A 16,517-nucleotide genomic window follows, 5' to 3' on the forward strand; every position below is an offset into this window, starting at 1 on the left:
TCAGGGTCCCAGCATGTCGAAGTTCTTTCGGTCCCCATCGACCATCATCGCAGTGCTCGCTGGCATAGCTGGCGTTCTGCTCGTTCTCTATGCATGGCGCCTGCCGCCGTTCGTCACGTCGGTTGAGACAACGGACAATGCCTATGTGCGAGGCTACGTCACGATCATGAGCCCGCAGGTGAGCGGCTATGTCGTCGATGTGCCGGTGAAGGACTATCAGCAGGTCAAGCAGGGCGACACACTTGTGCAGATCGACGACCGCATCTACGCCCAGAAGCTTGCTCAGGCGCGCGCAGCCCTCGACGGCCAGAAGGCTTCGCTGGAAAACTCTCGCCAGTCCGAGCTGGCGGCCAAGGCGAGCATCGCCTCCAGCGAGGCGCAGATCGATAGCGCGAACGCATCGCTGACGCGCGCGCAGCAGACCTGGGATCGCGTCAACAACCTCAGCAACCGCGGTGTCGCATCGCAGAGTGAAACGGAGGCAGCGCAGGCAACGCTTGACCAGGCCAAGGCCGCCGTGAACCAGGCCAAGGCCGCCCTGGAGGTTTCCAAGCAAAATCTGGCAACGATCATCGTCAACCGCTCGCTCCTGGAAGCCAACGTCTCAAGCGCGGAGGCTGCAGTACACTTGGCGGAAATCGATCTGCAGAATACCAGGATCGTTTCCCCGCGCGACGGTCATCTCGGCGAAGTCGGCGTGCGCGTCGGGCAGTATGTGACGGCGGGCACGCAACTGATGGCGGTCGTACCGGAGGAGGTCTGGGTCGTTGCGAATTTCAAGGAGACGCAGCTCCACGGCATGCAGGTTGGCCAGCCGGTGACGATCACGGTCGACGCGCTCGGCAAGCAGAAACTCAAGGGCTACGTCGAGCGCTTTTCGCCGGCGGCCGGCTCGGAATTCGCGGTTATCAAGGCCGACAATGCGACTGGCAATTTCGTGAAGATTGCGCAGCGCGTCGGCGTTCGCATCGGCTTTGATCCCGATCAGCCGGCCGTCAAGGATTTGGGGCCTGGGCTTTCGGTCGTCGTCGATGTCGACAAGAGCGCTGCTCCCCAACAGAACACGGCAGCCAAATAAGCAGAAAGCCCGGCGCGAGCCGGGCTTTCGTACATTTCCGGAGATTGTATCTCGGAAAATTAGGCTTCGTCGCCTTCGAGGTCGGCTTCCGGATCGAAGAAGTCTTCCGGACGCAGAGCGTCTTCGTCAACGCCGTAGATGGCGTCAACCGAGGTGAGGGTTTCGCCCTTGGCCTGACGCTCAGCTTCTTCAGCCGAACGAGCAACGTTGAGCTCGACGTGGATTTCAACTTCAGCGTGGAGCTGCAGCTCAACCTTGTGCAGGCCGATCGACTTGATCGGCGTGTTGAGGTGAACCTGGTTACGGCCGATGTTGAAGCCTTCTGCAGCGAGAATTTCAACGACGTCGCGAGCAGCGACCGAGCCGTACATCTGGCCGGTTTCGCCAGCAGAGCGAACGACGATGAAGGACTTGCCGTCGAGGACGTCGGCAACCTTCTGTGCTTCCGACTTGCGCTCGAGGTTACGAGCTTCGAGCGTTGCGCGCTCGGATTCGAAACGCTTCTTGTTGGCTTCGTTGGCGCGAAGAGCCTTGCCGAGCGGCAGCAGGTAGTTACGAGCAAAGCCGTCGCGAACCTTTACGGTTTCGCCCATCTGGCCGAGCTTGGAGATGCGTTCAAGAAGAATGACTTCCATGTTCGTGTTCCTTTCGTGTCTCTAGATTTTCGTGTCTGTCTGTTTGGGGGCATCGACATCCTTGTTCGGGGTCAGTGCGATTGCCTTGCGGGTATCGCTCAAGCCCATGACGAGGATGAAAAAGGCTGGCACCATCAGGATGAGCGATGCCAGGTAGCAGAGGATGAGTGCCGGCAGGCGCCAATCCTTACCGCGCGTGCGGAAGTGCAGCGCAGCGAAGCCGGAAAGCAGGAAGCCGGCGCCGAAGGCACCAACGACGGTTGCTCCGATCAGGGCCGGCAAGCCGCCAAAGAAGGTGGCGGCAAGACCGACGAGAAAAACGAAGATCGAATTGCGGTTCATGCGCAGCGCTGAGGGAATATCCTCGCGCGGACGCAGGCCGCGGCCGGATGCGCTGACGATCCGGGTCGCCATGTAATAGGCCGCAAACAGCATGACGACCCACATGCCGCCCTGGATAGCGGGAAGCATGAGCAGAACCAGCGACTTGGTTTGGGCCGCCACTGCCGGATCGGGCGAAAATTCGGGCTGCTGCTGGGCGAGTGAGCCAAAGAGGACGTCGACCAGCCGATCGATGAGTTCAGGGCCGTAACCGATCATCACGCCGACGACGATGACAGCGATGGTGACGAGGCCGCACAGGTGCAGCAGGATATCCGAAAGCGGATACCAGGCCATCAGATGCTCGGGGCCACCGAGTTCGGAAGCGGGGCGGGCAAGGTTTGCAAGGTGGCTCAGCCACCCGGCCGGCAGAAGCGTGACCAGCGTCATCATCAGCGCGAACGACGGCGAGATGGCGATCGCGCCTACCGCCGCGGCCGTAACAACGGCAGAGATTGCCGCCATGTTGCCCCAGCCGAGTCCGACGAGAAGAATAGGGAGCGCCGAGGCGGCGTATAGGACCGCGCTGAACGACGGCTGCAGGCTTGCGCCAAGCACCAGAAGTGCGGCGGTCAATCCGGCGAGTGCGCCGATGCCTAGCGTTTTTGTGTTCAGTTGGTTCACGTTCGCTGTCCTGCTTCATCAAGCAGTTAGAGGGTTCTTCTGAATCGGTTTCAGAAAGACCTCAACATGGGTTTTAAAGGTTCCGATCCGCGCCCATCGCGAAAGGGAGAAGGGAAGGCATCGCTGCCTTCCCTCGATTCGGTCTCGTCAGCCGATTAGGCGACGACGTACGGCAGCAGGCCGAGGAAACGAGCGCGCTTGATCGCCTGAGCGAGTTCGCGCTGCTTCTTCTGCGAAACAGCCGTGATACGGGAAGGAACGATCTTGCCGCGCTCGGAAATGTAGCGCTGCAGGAGACGAACGTCCTTGTAGTCGATGCGCGGAGCGTTTGCGCCGGAGAACGGGCAAGTCTTACGACGACGATGGAACGGGCGACGAACCGGTGCGGAGGAAGATTCAGACATTCTCAGTTCTCCTTATGCACGGTCTTCGCGCGGAGCGCGGTCAGGACGCGGGCCACGCTGGAAGTCGCCGTCACGACGCGGCGGACGATCGCCGAACTCGCGGCGCGGACCACGGTCGCCGCCTTCACGCGGGCCGCGGTCGTCGCGGTCGCGCTTCTGCATCATGGCAGACGGGCCTTCTTCGTGAGCTTCAACAGCGATCGTCATGTAGCGCAGGACGTCTTCGCTGATGCGCATCTGACGTTCCATTTCCTGCACGGCAGCAGCCGGGGCGTCGATGTCGACGAGAACGTAGTGAGCCTTGCGGTTCTTCTTGATGCGGTAGGTGAGGGACTTGAGGCCCCAGTTTTCTACGCGCCCGACCTTGCCGCCGTTAGCTTCGATAACACCCTTGTACTGTTCTACGAGGGCATCAACCTGCTGAGCGGAAATATCCTGTCGGGCAAGGAATACATGTTCATAAAGAGCCATGACAGCTTTGCCTTTCTTGCGTTTATTCAACCCGATATTCGGCGGCTAAGCCTCAACGACTGCTCCTGATTGGGTAAACCCAGGCAAGAAAAGCGTTCCGAGACGGTCGAGAGCGGAGACACGGGAGGCTGGAACGCTTCCGTTCCGAACGATTTCCCGTGGGAAACCGGCCCTCCGTTCAGCCACCAGCCAGAAGACCGGGTTTGCGAACAGGGCGGCTTATACGGATTTCTGGCGGAAACGCAAGGGACAGTCAGCAATGTTCTCGCTGCGAGCTCAGGGAAGGCAGCCCAGCCTTGCGCAAACCATCGACGAAATGGTCGTAGTGGGTATGGGCAACATAGGGCGTCAGGATCTTCCAGTAGTGCTCAAGATCCGCCGGCACGTTGGCCAGGATCTCCGGTATCAGCCGTCGCGCGTCATCCTGGCGATTGAGCTGCCCGAGGCTTGCGAGAAGCACGACACGGTTGAAATAGGCGCGGCGCAGCGACAGCCCACGTTCGGAATAGTGAATGGCCTCTTCGTAATTGCCGAGATGATAGTGAGATAGTGCCAGCCGGTCGAGAATGAGATAGGCGAGAGGATCATGCGGGCTGAGACGCAGGGCCATATGAAGCGGATCATAGGCCTCCGCGAAGTGGCCTGTGAAGATGCGGGCCCATCCCAGCGCCATATGCGCCAGTGCAAAGTTCGGGTTCAGGTCGATTGCCTGCTGCGCTGCTTCGACCGCAGCGGGTGCATTGTGGGCGACAAAGTGGCCAAGACACATCGCATAATGCGAGTAGGGGTCTCGCGGATCGAGTGCCAAGGCGCGCTCCGCCTCGGCGCGAAGTTCGGTGCTGTCTCTGTCAACATCGTGGCTAAAGCCGTGGAAGCAACGGGCGTAGAGGGAGCGGGCAAGCATCATGCGCGCACGCGCAAAGTCGGGATCGAGTTCGATTGCCCGACGGTGCCAGATGATGGCGTCCGTGAAGTGTTCTGCCGTATCCTGAGCGTTGTGCAGCCACGTGCCGCGCATGTGGCTTTCGTAAGCGTCGAGATTGTCGGTCGTTCTGAGCAGTGCCCGGCGACTCTCGCCGATAAGGATTTCCGGCTCGATGGCGCCGACGACGTTTTGCGTCAGCTCGTCCTGGATGGCAAAGATGTCTGCGATTTCCCGGTCATAGCGCTGTGCCCACAAATGAACGCCGCTTTCAGCCTCGATAAGTTGCCCGGTTACGCGGACCCTCGTGCCCGATCTGCGCACGCTACCTTCGACGATATAGCGCACGCCGAGATCGCGTCCGATCTGCTTCACATCGACGGCCCGCCCCTTGTAGGCAAAAGACGAGTTCTGCGCGATCACGAAAAACCAGCGATAGAGCGACAGCGCGGTGATGATGTCCTCCGTCAGGCCGTCCGCGAAGAACTCCTGCTCTGGGTCATCGGACATGTTGACGAAGGGGAGCACGGCGATCGAGGGCTTGTCAGGCAGCCTGAGCGGCCCGCCGAGCGCGCCTGCCTCCACCGGGTCCTCTCGACTCCAATGAACCCGATGCACCGGGACCGGACGAGGAATATTCTTCAGTGTGCGGTCGCCCATCGGCACCAGGGGGAAGTCGAGCTTCCCCTCGATTTGCTCCCGCAAACTACCGGAAATACAGATGCCGGAAGGGAGCGCCACTTCCTGCAGGCGCGCGGCGACGTTCACACCGTCTCCCAGCAGGTTTTCGCCCGAGACAACGACGTCACCCAGATTGAGTCCAAGGCGAAATTCCATCCGCCTGTCCACCGGCAGGTCCGCATTTCGTCGATGCAGTGCACGCTGAATGGCAACGGCAGCGCGAACGCCTTGCACTGCGCTCGGGAACTCCGCGACGATGCTGTCGCCGGCGCTGCCGAAAACCCGGCCGCCATGCTCTCGAACGAGATCGCCGATTGTGGTGCTGTAAATGCTCAGTGTCGCAAGCGCGTCTTCCTCGTTGGATGCAACAAGGCGGCTATAGCCGGCAACGTCGCCGGCAAGTATGACTGCGAGCTTCCGTTCCACGGGATGAGCTCCCCTGCGGCGCTGCCAGAGCCCTATAAACCTAGCCGAAATGGACGGAACGTAGAAGCAGGAAATTGTCGAGCCGGCAAAGTTGCCAAAACTTGTCGTTGTGGCTGACGCAGCAGCGGCTGACCTGCAGAGGGGCGACCTGGCGTTAGAAAACCAGGTCGCGGTTGTGTTGCCTGGTTGGCCTAGATCGGCATCGGATACTGGCGATGAACCGCCTCGATTTCAGCGAGAACGTCGTGCGACAGCTTGAGACTGACCGAGCCGAGGTCCGTTTCGAGCTGCTTCATCGTCGTCGCGCCGATGATGACGGAGGCCATGAAGCGGCGGCTCAGGCAAAAGGCGAGCGCCATGGCAGAAGGATCGAGCCCGTGCCTTGCTGCGATCTCGAGATAGGCCTTCGTGGGCGCCTCCTGCAGTGGCTGCAAGCGTCCACCGAGGTCGCCGTTGATCGACCCGCGCGAGCCTTCCGGCTTCGCGCCGTCGATATATTTGCCGCTCAGGATGCCGCCGGCGAGCGGGGAGTAGGCAAGCAGGCCGACGTCTTCGTGATGCGACAGCTCTGCCATGTCGAGATCGTAATGGCGGTAGAGCAAGTTGTACTCGTTCTGGATCGTGGCGACGCGCGGCAGGCCGAGTTGTTCGGCAAGCGTCAGATACTTCTGCGTGCCCCAAGTGGTCTCATTGGAGAGGCCGAAGGCGCGAACCTTGCCCTCTTTCACGAGGGCACCCATCGTTTCCAGGATCTCGTTGATATTAGCGATGGCCTTGGAGCGATCCTGCTTGAAAGGATCGTAGTGCCAGGCCTGACGGAAATGGAAATGCCCGCGGCTCGGCCAGTGAATCTGGTAGAGGTCGATATAGTCGGTCTTCAGGCGTTTGAGGCTGTCCTCGATCGCGAGTCGAATGTTTTTCGCGTCGGCGCCGTCGCCATTACGAATATAGGAACGGCCGGGCCCGGCGACCTTGGTGGCGAGCACTATATCCTTGCGCTTGCCGGTCTTCTGGAACCAAGTGCCGATGTAGTCTTCGGTCAACCCCTGCGTTTCGGCGGAAACCGGTGTGGTCGGATAAAGCTCGGCCGTATCGAAGAAGTTGACGCCCTTCTCGACGGAATAGTCCATCTGCTCATGCGCCTCGGCCTCCGTATTTTGCGTGCCCCAGGTCATGGTGCCGAGGCAGATTTCGGACACGGAAATATCCGTGCGGCCAAGTTTCTTGTATTTCATCTGAAACCTTTGAAAGTGATCTTGAAACGAATTCGTCAAAGACGGCGCAAATCTAGACCGGAATCGTGCGAGCGCAAGAGGCAAAGACACGCTTTCTCGCAGCCGCAAAAGCCTTGGAACGTGGGCGTTCGGCACTTGACTCTACGGGAAAGAATGTCAATTGGAGGCGCAATAGCCAGAGGTCCGTCACAAAAAGGACATAGGATGACAATCGCTTTTACATTTCCGGGTCAGGGCAGCCAGGCTGTCGGCATGGGCAAGGATCTTGCCGAGAACTACGCCGAGGCGCGCGCTGTCTTCCAAGAAGTCGACGAAGCTCTGGGCGAAAAGCTTTCGGAGACCATGTTCAACGGTCCGGAAGACGCGCTGACCCTGACGGCCAACGCGCAGCCGGCGCTGATGGCGGTCTCGATGGCAGTGATCCGTGTCCTCGAAGCCAAGGGCGTCGACCTGAAGACGAAGGTCTCCTATGTTGCCGGCCATTCGCTCGGCGAATATTCTGCGCTCTGTGCGGCCGGCACCTTTTCGCTTGCTGATACCGCGCGCCTTCTGCGCATTCGCGGCAATGCCATGCAGGCGGCTGTACCCGTTGGTGTCGGCGCCATGGCTGCCATCATCGGTCTGGAACATGCTGACGTCGTCGCTGTCTGCGAGGAAGCCTCTGCCGTCGGATCCTGCCAGATCGCCAACGACAACGGTGGCGGCCAGATCGTCATATCGGGCGAGAAGGCAGCGGTCGAAAAAGGCGCTGCGATAGCGACGGAAAAGGGCGCCAAGCGCGCGATCCTGCTCCCTGTCTCCGCTCCCTTCCATTCCTCTCTGATGGCGCCTGCTGCTGACGCGATGCGTGAAGCTCTGGCCGGCGTGAAGAAGTCCAATCCGATCGTGCCAGTTATCGCCAACGTGCGGGCTGCGCCGGTAACCGACGCCGACGAGATTGCAAAGCTGCTGGTGGAGCAGGTGACGGGCCAGGTTCGCTGGCGCGAGACCGTCGAGTGGTTTGCTGCCAACGGCGCGACGACCCTCTACGAGATCGGCTCCGGAAAGGTTCTGACCGGACTTGCACGTCGTATCGACAAGACCGTGAACGGCATTGCCGTCAACACGCCCGCCGATATTGATGCGGCTGTTGCCGCCCTGATGGCCTGATAGATTTAACGAATACAAGGAACACTTCCATGCTCGATCTTTCCGGCCGCAAGGCTTTGGTAACTGGCGCATCCGGCGGCATCGGCGAAGAAATCGCCCGCATCCTGCATAAGCAGGGCGCCATCGTCGGCCTGCATGGTACGCGCGTCGAGAAGCTGGAGGCTCTGGCAAATGATCTCGGCGATCGCGTCAAGATCTTCCCGGCCAATCTCGCGGACCGCGACGAAGTCAAGGCGCTCGGCGTCAAGGCCGAAGCCGATCTCGAGGGTGTCGACATCCTCGTCAACAACGCCGGCATCACCAAGGACGGTCTCTTCGTTCGCATGAGCGATGAGGACTGGGACAACGTCATCGAGGTGAACCTGACGGCAATGTTCCGCCTGACACGCGAGTTGACCCATCCGATGATGCGTCGCCGCTATGGCCGCATCATCAACATCACCTCGGTCGTCGGTGTCACCGGCAATCCGGGCCAGGCCAACTACTGCGCCTCCAAGGCAGGCATGATCGGCTTCACCAAGTCACTGGCTCAGGAGATCGCAACCCGCAATGTCACGGTCAACTGCGTGGCGCCTGGTTTCATCGAGTCCGCCATGACGGGCAAGCTGAACGACAAGCAGAAGGAAGCGATCATGGGAGCGATCCCGATGAAGCGCATGGGCACGGGCGCGGAAGTCGCCTCTGCTGTCGCCTATCTCGCCTCGTCGGAAGCCGCTTATATGACAGGCCAGACTTTGCACGTAAACGGCGGCATGGCCATGATCTGAAACGGGAAACTGCCCTCCGGGCGGATTTTCCCCGCAATAGCGTGTTGACCAACCCTATGGGGTTGATTTTCTGGCTTTGCGGCAGACTTAAACCGTGTTAAGCGGGCCATGACTGTGAACAGTCTCCCGAGAAAGCAGACGGACCGGCGGGCTTTTGTGCAAGCCTGGGACATTTCTGGTAGCCGGGTTCAAAGAGTTTGCCGAGGTGGCTTTAAGGGGCGCCGCAGGCTGAAACAGGGTAGGGATGTCATACGGCATCCTGATCAGACATAAGGTCGAGGAAACCGACATGAGCGATATCGCAGAACGCGTAAAGAAAATTGTTATTGATCATCTTGGCGTCGACGCCGACAAGGTTGTTGAAAGCGCCAGCTTTATCGACGATCTGGGCGCTGACTCGCTCGATACCGTCGAACTGGTCATGGCGTTCGAAGAAGAATTCGGCGTTGAAATTCCGGACGACGCTGCTGACTCGATCCTGACGGTCGGCGATGCTGTAAAGTTTATCGAAAAGGCTCAGGCTTAATCCTGGGCATTTGAAAAAGGGCGGACCCGGAGTCCGCCCTTTTTATTTCTGGCATGGTTCTCCAAGAACATAAAAGGCGGGGAATGGGGTCGATGAGACGGGTCGTTATAACAGGTACCGGTATGGTATCCCCCTTGGGATGCGGAACGGAAGTGACGTGGGCGCGCTTGCTGGCGGGTCAAAACGGAGCCCGGCTGGTCACTGAATTCGAAGTCGACGATCTCCCCGCAAAGATTGCCTGCCGCATTCCGGTTGGCGACGGCAGCGACGGCACCTTCAACGCCGACGACTGGATGGAGCCGAAGGAACAGCGCAAGGTCGATCCCTTCATCATCTATGGCATGGCCGCCGCAGATATGGCGCTCAACGATGCGAACTGGCATCCGCAGACCGACGAGGAGCAAATCTCCACGGGTGTCCTGATCGGCTCTGGCATCGGCGGCATCGAAGGCATTGTCGAGGCCGGTTATACGCTGCGCGACAAGGGCCCACGCCGCATTTCGCCCTTCTTCATTCCCGGACGTCTGATCAATCTCGTATCGGGCCAGGTCTCGATCCGCCACAAGCTGCGCGGTCCGAACCACTCGGTTGTTACCGCCTGCTCGACCGGCGCACACGCAATCGGCGATGCCGCACGCCTCATCGCATTCGGTGATGCAGACGTTATGGTTGCCGGTGGCACGGAATCTCCGGTCAGCCGTATCTCGCTGGCCGGCTTCGCGGCCTGCAAGGCACTCTCCACGCAGCACAACGATGATCCGACGAAGGCATCGCGCCCCTACGACAAGGATCGTGACGGCTTTGTCATGGGCGAGGGCGCCGGAATCGTCGTTCTCGAAGAGCTGGAACACGCCAAGGCCCGTGGCGCCAAAATCTATGCCGAGGTCGTCGGCTATGGTCTTTCCGGTGACGCCTATCACATTACCGCACCGTCAGAGGATGGCGAAGGCGCACAGCGCTGCATGACGATGGCGTTGAAGCGCGCCGGCCTGACGCCAGCCGACATCGACTACATCAACGCCCACGGCACGTCGACGATGGCTGATACGATCGAACTCGGCGCTGTTGAGCGCCTTGTCGGCAATGCAGCCTCCAAGATCTCGATGTCGTCGACCAAGTCGGCGACCGGCCACCTGCTGGGGGCCGCCGGCGCGATCGAGGCAATCTTCGCAACGCTTGCAATCCGCGATAATATTGCGCCTCCAACGCTCAATCTCGACAATCCGGAGCGTGAAACTGCAATCGATCTCGTGCCGCATAAGGCGCGCGAGCGGGAAATAAACGTTGCGCTGTCGAATTCCTTCGGGTTCGGCGGTACGAATGCATCGCTGGTGCTTCGCCGCTACGTCGCTTGAGTTCAGGCGTTGACGTCCTCGCAGTGGGGCTGCACCTTGCGCGGCGTGGCCCCACCTGCATTTTGCCGCATTGCTTAGCAAGAAGCGGGACCTGAGGCCAAGTTTAGAGGATTGCCGTGAGCGATACGAACCAGAGCAACGGGACGATTGGCGAGGAAAGCCAGCCGACGCAGGGCGGACCAATCATTCCCAAGTCGCCAAGCGAAGCGCTACGGCCGGAACGTGTGCCTGAGCCGCCGAAGCGCTCGAAGAAGGCACGTAGTCAGGTTGTCATCTTCCTGAACTTTATGATGACGCTCGTCGTGCTCGGATTTGCCGCTGCCGTCTTCCTGTTCTACTACGCGATCAATGCCTATCAGAATCCGGGCCCGCTGGAGACTAACACCAACTTCATCGTGCGAAACGGCGCAGGCATTGCGGAAATCGCCCAAAGCCTCGAACGCAACAACATCATCTCGGATTCGCGCATCTTCCGTTACCTGACGACGACGCATCTCGGTGACGGCGAAAGCCTTAAGGCAGGCGAATACGAGATCAAGGCGCACGCTTCCATGAATGACATCATGGAACTGCTGAAGTCCGGCAAGTCGATCCTCTATTCCGTCGCCTTCCCGGAAGGCCTCACTGTTCGCCAGATGTTCAATCGTCTGAACGAGGATGCCGTGCTGGAAGGCGACCTGCCGACCGTGCTGCCGACGGAAGGAAGTCTGCGCCCGGATACCTACAAGTTCTCCCGTGGGACAAAGCGCGGCGAAATCATCGAGCAGATGGCCGCTGCACAGCAAAAACTCGTCGATCAGGTCTGGGACAAGCGCGATCCGTCGCTGCAACTCAAGTCGAAGGATGAACTGATCATCCTTGCTTCCATTGTCGAAAAAGAGACCGGTGTTCCTGACGAGCGCGCCCACGTGGCTTCGGTCTTCCTCAACCGCCTGGGCAAGGGAATGCGCCTTCAATCCGATCCGACGATCATCTATGGCCTCTTCGGTGGCGACGGAAAGCCGACGGATCGTCCGATCTATCAATCGGATCTCAAGAAGGAAACGCCCTACAACACCTACGTCATCAAGGGCCTCCCTCCCACGCCGATCGCCAATCCGGGCCGTGACGCTCTGGAGGCTGTGGCCAATCCCTGGAAGACGCAGGATCTCTACTTCGTTGCGGATGGCTCCGGCGGCCATGTCTTTGCGGCCACGCTTGAAGAGCACAATGCTAACGTCAAGCGCTGGCGGCAACTGGAAGCGGCCAAGGGGGGTGACCCCAACATCGCCGTCGACGGGCAGCCCGAAAGCCAGACGCAGTCGGATGCGCCTGCGGCACCCGCCGCACAGAAGAAAAAGAAAACAAACTGATTTTCGGAGGCTTGCATGGCTTTGCAGTCCATGACCGGTTTTGCGCGGCGTGAAGGCACAAGCGGGCGCTGGCGCTGGGCTTGGGAACTGCGCTCTGTCAATGGCAAGGGCCTTGATCTGCGCTTGCGCCTCCCGTCAGGTCTGGAGCGCATGGAGAATGACGTGCGCCGCCTTGTCGGTGAGCGCTTCAGCCGCGGCAACATGCAGGCATCGCTTTCCGTATCTGCCGGCGAGAGTCGCATTGAGACCGTCCTCAATCAGGAGGCGCTGTCCGCCGTGCTTGCCCTGCGTGACCAGCTCGGCGGTATCATAGATCCCGCGCCGTTGCAGCTGGATACCTTGCTCGGCATCCGAGGTATCATCGAATTCCGCGAGACCGAAGATGGTGATGAAGCGATAGCGGCGCGCGATTCCGATATCACCGCAGGCCTGATCGCTGCCCTTGCCGACCTGCGGCAGATGCGTGAACTCGAAGGCGCCGCCCTGTCGAGAATCCTTCTCGACCATGTCGCCACGATTGAAGGACTAACCCAGGCGATCGAACGCGACCCGTCACGTTCACCACAGGAGATTGCTGGCCGATTGGCTGCGCAGGTCGCCTTGCTGATGGACGGTTCGGGTAAGCTGGATCGCGACAGGTTGCATGCCGAAGCAGCATTGCTGGCCACGAAGGCCGATCTTCGCGAGGAGATCGATCGGCTGAAAGCACATGTCGCCGCCGCCCGGGATTTGATCGGGAAGGGCGGACCCGTCGGGCGCAAGCTGGATTTCCTTGCGCAGGAATTTAACAGAGAATCGAATACCATCTGTTCGAAGTCGAATGCCGCGGCTGTCACGGCCGCCGGTATCGAGCTGAAAGTCGTCATCGACCAGTTCCGCGAGCAGGTCCAGAATCTGGAGTGATACATGAACCCGGCCCAGTCGAGCCCACCCACCAAGATCGCCCGGCGCGGGCTCATGCTCGTCCTTTCGTCGCCGTCCGGCGCGGGGAAGTCGACGATTGCCGGCAATCTCCTCAGGGATGACCATAGCCTGGAAATTTCTGTCAGCGTCACGACCAGGGCGAAACGGCCGAGCGAAATCGCCGGCAAGCACTATCATTTTATCACCGTCCCTCAATTCGAGAGGATGCGTGACGCGGGTGATCTGCTTGAATGGGCAGAAGTACACGGCAATTTCTACGGCACGCCGCGGGAACCCGTGGAAGCAGCAATGGCCGAAGGCCGCGACATGCTGTTCGATATCGACTGGCAGGGCGCTCTGCAGCTCCAGGACAAGATGAAGGCGGATATCGTTTCGATCTTCGTGTTGCCGCCCACCATGACCGAACTTCAGTCGCGACTACATCGTCGCGCTGAGGATTCGGAAGAGGTCATCCGTACACGGCTTCTCAATTCCCGGGCCGAGATTGAACGCTGGCGGGAATACGACTACGTCATTGTAAACGACGATCTCGACGAAGCCTTTCGCAACGTGAGCTGTATCGTCAATGCAGAACGTGTCCGCCGCGACCGGCGCCACGGCTTGTTCGACTTCGTCAATGGACTGCTGACGGAAGAGCCGAAGCTTTAGGACCGCAAGTTCTGCAGTGATGTTCGGGGCAGCTTAACGGATCAGCCCCCGCAGCAGTAAGCGAGACCTAGAGGCAATTCGCCAGCCGCACGAACTCGGCAACCGAAAGCGTTTCAGCCCGGCGCTGCGGATCTATGTTCGCCCTGCTCAACAGGGCTTCACCCCCAAGAGGCTTGAGGCTTTGCCGCAGCATCTTGCGGCGTTGCCCGAAGGCGGCGTGCGTGACCCTTTCCAGATCAGTGACGGAGCAGGGGATCGGGCTCTCGATTGGCGTCAGATGGACGACCGTTGACGTGACTTTCGGCGGAGGCGTGAAGGCCTGCGGCGGTACGTCAAATGCCATGCGCGCATTTGTGCGCCATCCGCAGAGAACACCCAGTCTGCCATAGTGGTCGTCGTCTTCGGTAGCCACGATCCGCTCGCCTACCTCTTTCTGGAACATGAGCGTCAGCGACTCCCAGAAAGGAGTCCATTGCTTCGGCAGGATCCAATTGACCAGCAACTGCGTGCCGACATTGTAGGGCAAGTTCGCTATGATCTTCACCGGGCCTTCCGGTGCAAGAGCCTCGAAATCCGTCTTCAGAGCGTCGCCTTCGATAACTTCGAGCCGCCCCGGATAGTGCGAGGCGATCTCGGCCAGCGCAGGCAGGCAGCGCGCGTCACGCTCGACGGCGATCACCTTTTTTGCGCCAAGCGCCAGGATCGCTCGCGTCAGTCCGCCCGGACCGGGGCCGACTTCGAAGACCGTGACACCTTCAAGCGAGCCAGCCGTCCTGGCAACCTTCTGTGTCAGGTTGAGATCGAGCAGAAAGTTCTGGCCGAGTGCCTTGCGGGCATCGAGGCCATGGCGCTGGATAACGTCGCGCAGGGGCGGCAGCCCGTCCAGAGCAGCCATCAACGACGCCCTTCCGCGGTACGTCCGAGGTGGCCGGCGAGCTTGAGGGAGGCGACGAGGCTGCTCTCTCTTGCAAGCCCCTTGCCGGCGATGCCGAACGCCGTGCCATGATCAGGCGAGGTGCGCACGAAAGGCAAACCAAGGGTCACATTGACGGAATCGTCGAAGCCAAGCGCTTTGGCCGGTATCAAGGCTTGATCGTGGTACATGCAGATCGCGACGTCGTAACGCGCCCGGGCTTCGTCATGGAACATGGTGTCGGCGGGCAGCGGACCGATCGCATTGATGCCCTCGGAGCGGAGAAATTGAATTGCCGGCGTGATGATCGCTGCATCTTCCTTGCCGATCGTACCGTCTTCGCCGGCATGAGGATTGAGACCGGCAACGGCAAGGCGCGGATGATCGATCCCAAACCGCGCCCGGAGATCGGCATCCGCGATCCGGCAGGTCTCGATAATGTGCTCCGTACTCAGCGCTTGGGGCACATCCTTGATAGGGATATGGATCGTTACAGGAATGGCGCGAAGCTTTGGACCGGTAAGCATCATCACCGGCGTGACCGACTGCCCTGTGGCTTTCCCGGAGAGATCCGCCAGAAATTCCGTATGCCCCGGAAAGGGAAAGCCGGATTCGTAAAGCACGGACTTGGCGATCGGATTGGTGACAACGGCAAGCGCCTCGCCGCTCATGGTGAGCGAGACGGCTTTTTCGATAGCTGCGATCGTACTCTTCGCGGTTGCCACGTGCGGCTCGCCTGCTACCACCTCGATACCCGCTGAGATGGGAAGAACCGGTAGCGCGTCAGCAAACGTGTCACCGGCGTTCGCACAATCGGTCTCGCGGACGGTAACCGCCAAGCCCAACAGCCGTGCACGCAGGGCCAGCACATCCGGATCGCCTATATAGACAAACGGTGGGAGGCCCAATTCCCTGCGCCTCAGCCATGCCAGCAATGTAATATCAGGGCCGACACCGGCCGGATCGCCCTGGCTAAGAGCGAGGGGGCGCGAGAACGGAATTGTCATTTGGCTCAGGGGCGCATGATCTGCGCCTTCTTGCGCAGCTCATCGATATACTTCTTGGCGTTCGGGTTCTCCGCAGGTCCGTTCTTGTCTGCCTTCGCCTTGTCGAGGTCTTCCTGGCGGAACACCATTTCAGCGGCCTGGTCGTCAGATACCTGACGCTGGCTGCAGATCGCGATGTACTCGACACCGCGCTCGGTCACTCGGGTAGCCGTCGTATTTCCCTTGGCCTGCTCGACGAGCGGCTTCCACTCGGCGGGGAGCTCTGGTGCAAGAACGCGGCCGAGGTCGCGTACCGAGACGTCGCGCATCGTTGCCGCAAATACCTTCGCCTGGTCGCAACCCGGATACTTCGACCGCGACGCTTCGGCTTCGCTCTTGCGCTTGCCGACGATGCCCTTCTTGCTTGCAGGGACGACGAAGATCATCTGCTGCAGAATATACTCTGTAGTTTCAGGCTTCTGCTTGTTTTCCATCATGCGAGCGACGAGGTCGGAATTCGACATGCGGGCGCTTGAGCCATAGCGCGCGTTCACCAACCGCGGCCAGCTCATCTGCACGGCAATGAAAGCCTTGAAATGATCGACGCCGACGCCGGCGCGATCGAGAATCTGCGTCATCTGGGCGGTCGTCAGCTTGTTGCCACTTGCAAAGCGCGCGAAGGATGCGTCGACGTCGTCCTTGGAAACCGACATACGCACGCGCGAGATTTCCTGCTGCTTCAGCGTCTGGTCGATCAGCTGCTCTTCTGCTGCCTTGGCGTCCGCTTTCTGATGCTGCAGCCTGAGGAATGCTTGACGCTTGGCGACATCGCCGCTGGTAATTGCCGTGCCGTTGACAACCACTCTGACTTCGCTTGCGGCAAACGCCGATCCGGCCTGTGGCGCGGCAAATGCTGCCAGCACCGCGAAAGCCACGCCGGCAATCATCGTTTTGATGGTTCTTTTGGCGCCAATCATCTATCGACCCTTCCCATTGACGCCGCGCATTTGCGTCGCGGCGCACATACCTTTTCGAGACAA

At 60.1% G+C, this 16,517-nt stretch carries 17 protein-coding genes; 8 read left to right on the top strand and 9 right to left on the bottom strand.

Going from position 1 to position 16,517, the window contains the following annotated elements:
- The first annotated feature begins 13 nt into the window (after positions 1 to 13).
- Positions 14 to 1,078, top strand: a complete 1,065-nt coding sequence (locus JNB88_RS04080; protein WP_220354405.1) for an HlyD family secretion protein — start codon at positions 14 to 16, stop codon at positions 1,076 to 1,078.
- A 59-nt stretch (positions 1,079 to 1,137) separates the two neighbouring features.
- Here the strand turns inward: JNB88_RS04080 and rplI are convergent, their stop codons facing one another.
- The 6 genes from rplI to JNB88_RS04110 form a co-directional block, all read right to left on the bottom strand.
- Positions 1,138 to 1,713: a 50S ribosomal protein L9 gene (rplI, locus tag JNB88_RS04085; protein ID WP_220354406.1), complete on the bottom strand. Its 576-nt coding sequence runs from the start codon at positions 1,711 to 1,713 to the stop codon at positions 1,138 to 1,140.
- A gap of 21 nt (positions 1,714 to 1,734) precedes the next feature.
- Complete coding sequence (locus JNB88_RS04090; protein WP_037134578.1) at positions 1,735 to 2,718, bottom strand: hypothetical protein; 984 nt, start codon at positions 2,716 to 2,718, stop codon at positions 1,735 to 1,737.
- Between the two features lie 155 nt (positions 2,719 to 2,873).
- Complete coding sequence (gene rpsR, locus JNB88_RS04095) at positions 2,874 to 3,122, bottom strand: 30S ribosomal protein S18 (RefSeq protein ID WP_007531286.1); 249 nt, start codon at positions 3,120 to 3,122, stop codon at positions 2,874 to 2,876.
- 12 nt (positions 3,123 to 3,134) lie between these two features.
- Positions 3,135 to 3,593, bottom strand: coding sequence for a 30S ribosomal protein S6 (gene rpsF, locus JNB88_RS04100; protein WP_112656099.1), 459 nt, complete (start codon positions 3,591 to 3,593; stop codon positions 3,135 to 3,137).
- 253 nt (positions 3,594 to 3,846) lie between these two features.
- Positions 3,847 to 5,622 (bottom strand): adenylate/guanylate cyclase domain-containing protein, encoded by a 1,776-nt coding sequence (locus JNB88_RS04105; protein WP_220354407.1) that lies wholly within the window; start codon positions 5,620 to 5,622, stop codon positions 3,847 to 3,849.
- 191 nt (positions 5,623 to 5,813) lie between these two features.
- A complete protein-coding gene (locus tag JNB88_RS04110) occupies positions 5,814 to 6,857 on the bottom strand; it encodes an aldo/keto reductase (protein WP_220354408.1) in 1,044 nt (347 codons plus the stop codon).
- 204 nt (positions 6,858 to 7,061) lie between these two features.
- Here JNB88_RS04110 and fabD point away from each other — a divergent pair, with 204 nt between their 5' ends.
- The 7 genes from fabD (at position 7,062) to gmk (ending at position 13,578) form a co-directional block, all read left to right on the top strand.
- Positions 7,062 to 8,006: an ACP S-malonyltransferase gene (gene fabD / locus JNB88_RS04115; RefSeq protein ID WP_220354409.1), complete on the top strand. Its 945-nt coding sequence runs from the start codon at positions 7,062 to 7,064 to the stop codon at positions 8,004 to 8,006.
- A 29-nt stretch (positions 8,007 to 8,035) separates the two neighbouring features.
- Positions 8,036 to 8,773 (top strand): 3-oxoacyl-[acyl-carrier-protein] reductase, encoded by a 738-nt coding sequence (gene fabG / locus JNB88_RS04120; protein ID WP_037134586.1) that lies wholly within the window; start codon positions 8,036 to 8,038, stop codon positions 8,771 to 8,773.
- A gap of 289 nt (positions 8,774 to 9,062) precedes the next feature.
- Positions 9,063 to 9,299, top strand: coding sequence for an acyl carrier protein (locus tag JNB88_RS04125; RefSeq protein WP_003547058.1), 237 nt, complete (start codon positions 9,063 to 9,065; stop codon positions 9,297 to 9,299).
- Positions 9,300 to 9,391: 92 nt separating this feature from the next.
- Complete coding sequence (fabF, locus tag JNB88_RS04130) at positions 9,392 to 10,654, top strand: beta-ketoacyl-ACP synthase II (protein ID WP_220354410.1); 1,263 nt, start codon at positions 9,392 to 9,394, stop codon at positions 10,652 to 10,654.
- 116 nt (positions 10,655 to 10,770) lie between these two features.
- A complete protein-coding gene (mltG, locus tag JNB88_RS04135; RefSeq protein WP_037134589.1) occupies positions 10,771 to 12,006 on the top strand; it encodes an endolytic transglycosylase MltG in 1,236 nt (411 codons plus the stop codon).
- 15 nt (positions 12,007 to 12,021) lie between these two features.
- Positions 12,022 to 12,909 carry a YicC/YloC family endoribonuclease gene (locus tag JNB88_RS04140; protein ID WP_037134590.1) on the top strand — a complete coding sequence of 296 codons (888 nt, stop codon included), beginning with the start codon at positions 12,022 to 12,024 and terminating at the stop codon, positions 12,907 to 12,909.
- Between the two features lie 3 nt (positions 12,910 to 12,912).
- The gene (gene gmk / locus JNB88_RS04145) at positions 12,913 to 13,578 is read left to right on the top strand and encodes a guanylate kinase (protein WP_037134591.1); all 666 of its coding nucleotides are present in this window, start codon (positions 12,913 to 12,915) and stop codon (positions 13,576 to 13,578) included.
- Between the two features lie 67 nt (positions 13,579 to 13,645).
- Here the strand turns inward: gmk and rsmA are convergent, their stop codons facing one another.
- Genes rsmA through JNB88_RS04160 form a run of 3 tightly spaced genes read right to left on the bottom strand, consistent with a single transcriptional unit; the run spans position 13,646 to position 16,454 of the window.
- The gene (rsmA, locus tag JNB88_RS04150) at positions 13,646 to 14,473 is read right to left on the bottom strand and encodes a 16S rRNA (adenine(1518)-N(6)/adenine(1519)-N(6))-dimethyltransferase RsmA (protein ID WP_220354411.1); all 828 of its coding nucleotides are present in this window, start codon (positions 14,471 to 14,473) and stop codon (positions 13,646 to 13,648) included.
- Positions 14,473 to 15,498: a 4-hydroxythreonine-4-phosphate dehydrogenase PdxA gene (gene pdxA, locus JNB88_RS04155; protein ID WP_220354412.1), complete on the bottom strand. Its 1,026-nt coding sequence runs from the start codon at positions 15,496 to 15,498 to the stop codon at positions 14,473 to 14,475. The genes rsmA and pdxA overlap by 1 nt, the downstream gene beginning before the upstream one ends.
- 5 nt (positions 15,499 to 15,503) lie before the next feature.
- A complete protein-coding gene (locus JNB88_RS04160; RefSeq protein WP_220354413.1) occupies positions 15,504 to 16,454 on the bottom strand; it encodes a SurA N-terminal domain-containing protein in 951 nt (316 codons plus the stop codon).
- Between the last annotated feature and the right edge of the window lie 63 nt (positions 16,455 to 16,517).

The organism is Rhizobium cauense, from assembly GCF_019511525.1.
Classification (GTDB): Bacteria; Pseudomonadota; Alphaproteobacteria; order Rhizobiales; family Rhizobiaceae; genus Rhizobium; species Rhizobium cauense.

What these genes read in the sequence shown, in the direction of transcription:
- JNB88_RS04080 (WP_220354405.1), top strand. Translation starts at nt 14, where the DNA reads ATGTCGAAGTTCTTTCGGTCCCCATCGACCATCATCGCAGTGCTCGCT.
- rplI (WP_220354406.1), bottom strand. Translation starts at nt 1,713, where the DNA reads ATGGAAGTCATTCTTCTTGAACGCATCTCCAAGCTCGGCCAGATGGGC.
- rpsR (WP_007531286.1), bottom strand. Translation starts at nt 3,122, where the DNA reads ATGTCTGAATCTTCCTCCGCACCGGTTCGTCGCCCGTTCCATCGTCGT.
- rpsF (WP_112656099.1), bottom strand. Translation starts at nt 3,593, where the DNA reads ATGGCTCTTTATGAACATGTATTCCTTGCCCGACAGGATATTTCCGCT.
- JNB88_RS04110 (WP_220354408.1), bottom strand. Translation starts at nt 6,857, where the DNA reads ATGAAATACAAGAAACTTGGCCGCACGGATATTTCCGTGTCCGAAATC.
- fabD (WP_220354409.1), top strand. Translation starts at nt 7,062, where the DNA reads ATGACAATCGCTTTTACATTTCCGGGTCAGGGCAGCCAGGCTGTCGGC.
- fabG (WP_037134586.1), top strand. Translation starts at nt 8,036, where the DNA reads ATGCTCGATCTTTCCGGCCGCAAGGCTTTGGTAACTGGCGCATCCGGC.
- JNB88_RS04125 (WP_003547058.1), top strand. Translation starts at nt 9,063, where the DNA reads ATGAGCGATATCGCAGAACGCGTAAAGAAAATTGTTATTGATCATCTT.
- fabF (WP_220354410.1), top strand. Translation starts at nt 9,392, where the DNA reads ATGAGACGGGTCGTTATAACAGGTACCGGTATGGTATCCCCCTTGGGA.
- JNB88_RS04140 (WP_037134590.1), top strand. Translation starts at nt 12,022, where the DNA reads ATGGCTTTGCAGTCCATGACCGGTTTTGCGCGGCGTGAAGGCACAAGC.
- gmk (WP_037134591.1), top strand. Translation starts at nt 12,913, where the DNA reads ATGAACCCGGCCCAGTCGAGCCCACCCACCAAGATCGCCCGGCGCGGG.
- rsmA (WP_220354411.1), bottom strand. Translation starts at nt 14,473, where the DNA reads ATGGCTGCTCTGGACGGGCTGCCGCCCCTGCGCGACGTTATCCAGCGC.
- pdxA (WP_220354412.1), bottom strand. Translation starts at nt 15,498, where the DNA reads ATGACAATTCCGTTCTCGCGCCCCCTCGCTCTTAGCCAGGGCGATCCG.
- JNB88_RS04160 (WP_220354413.1), bottom strand. Translation starts at nt 16,454, where the DNA reads ATGATTGGCGCCAAAAGAACCATCAAAACGATGATTGCCGGCGTGGCT.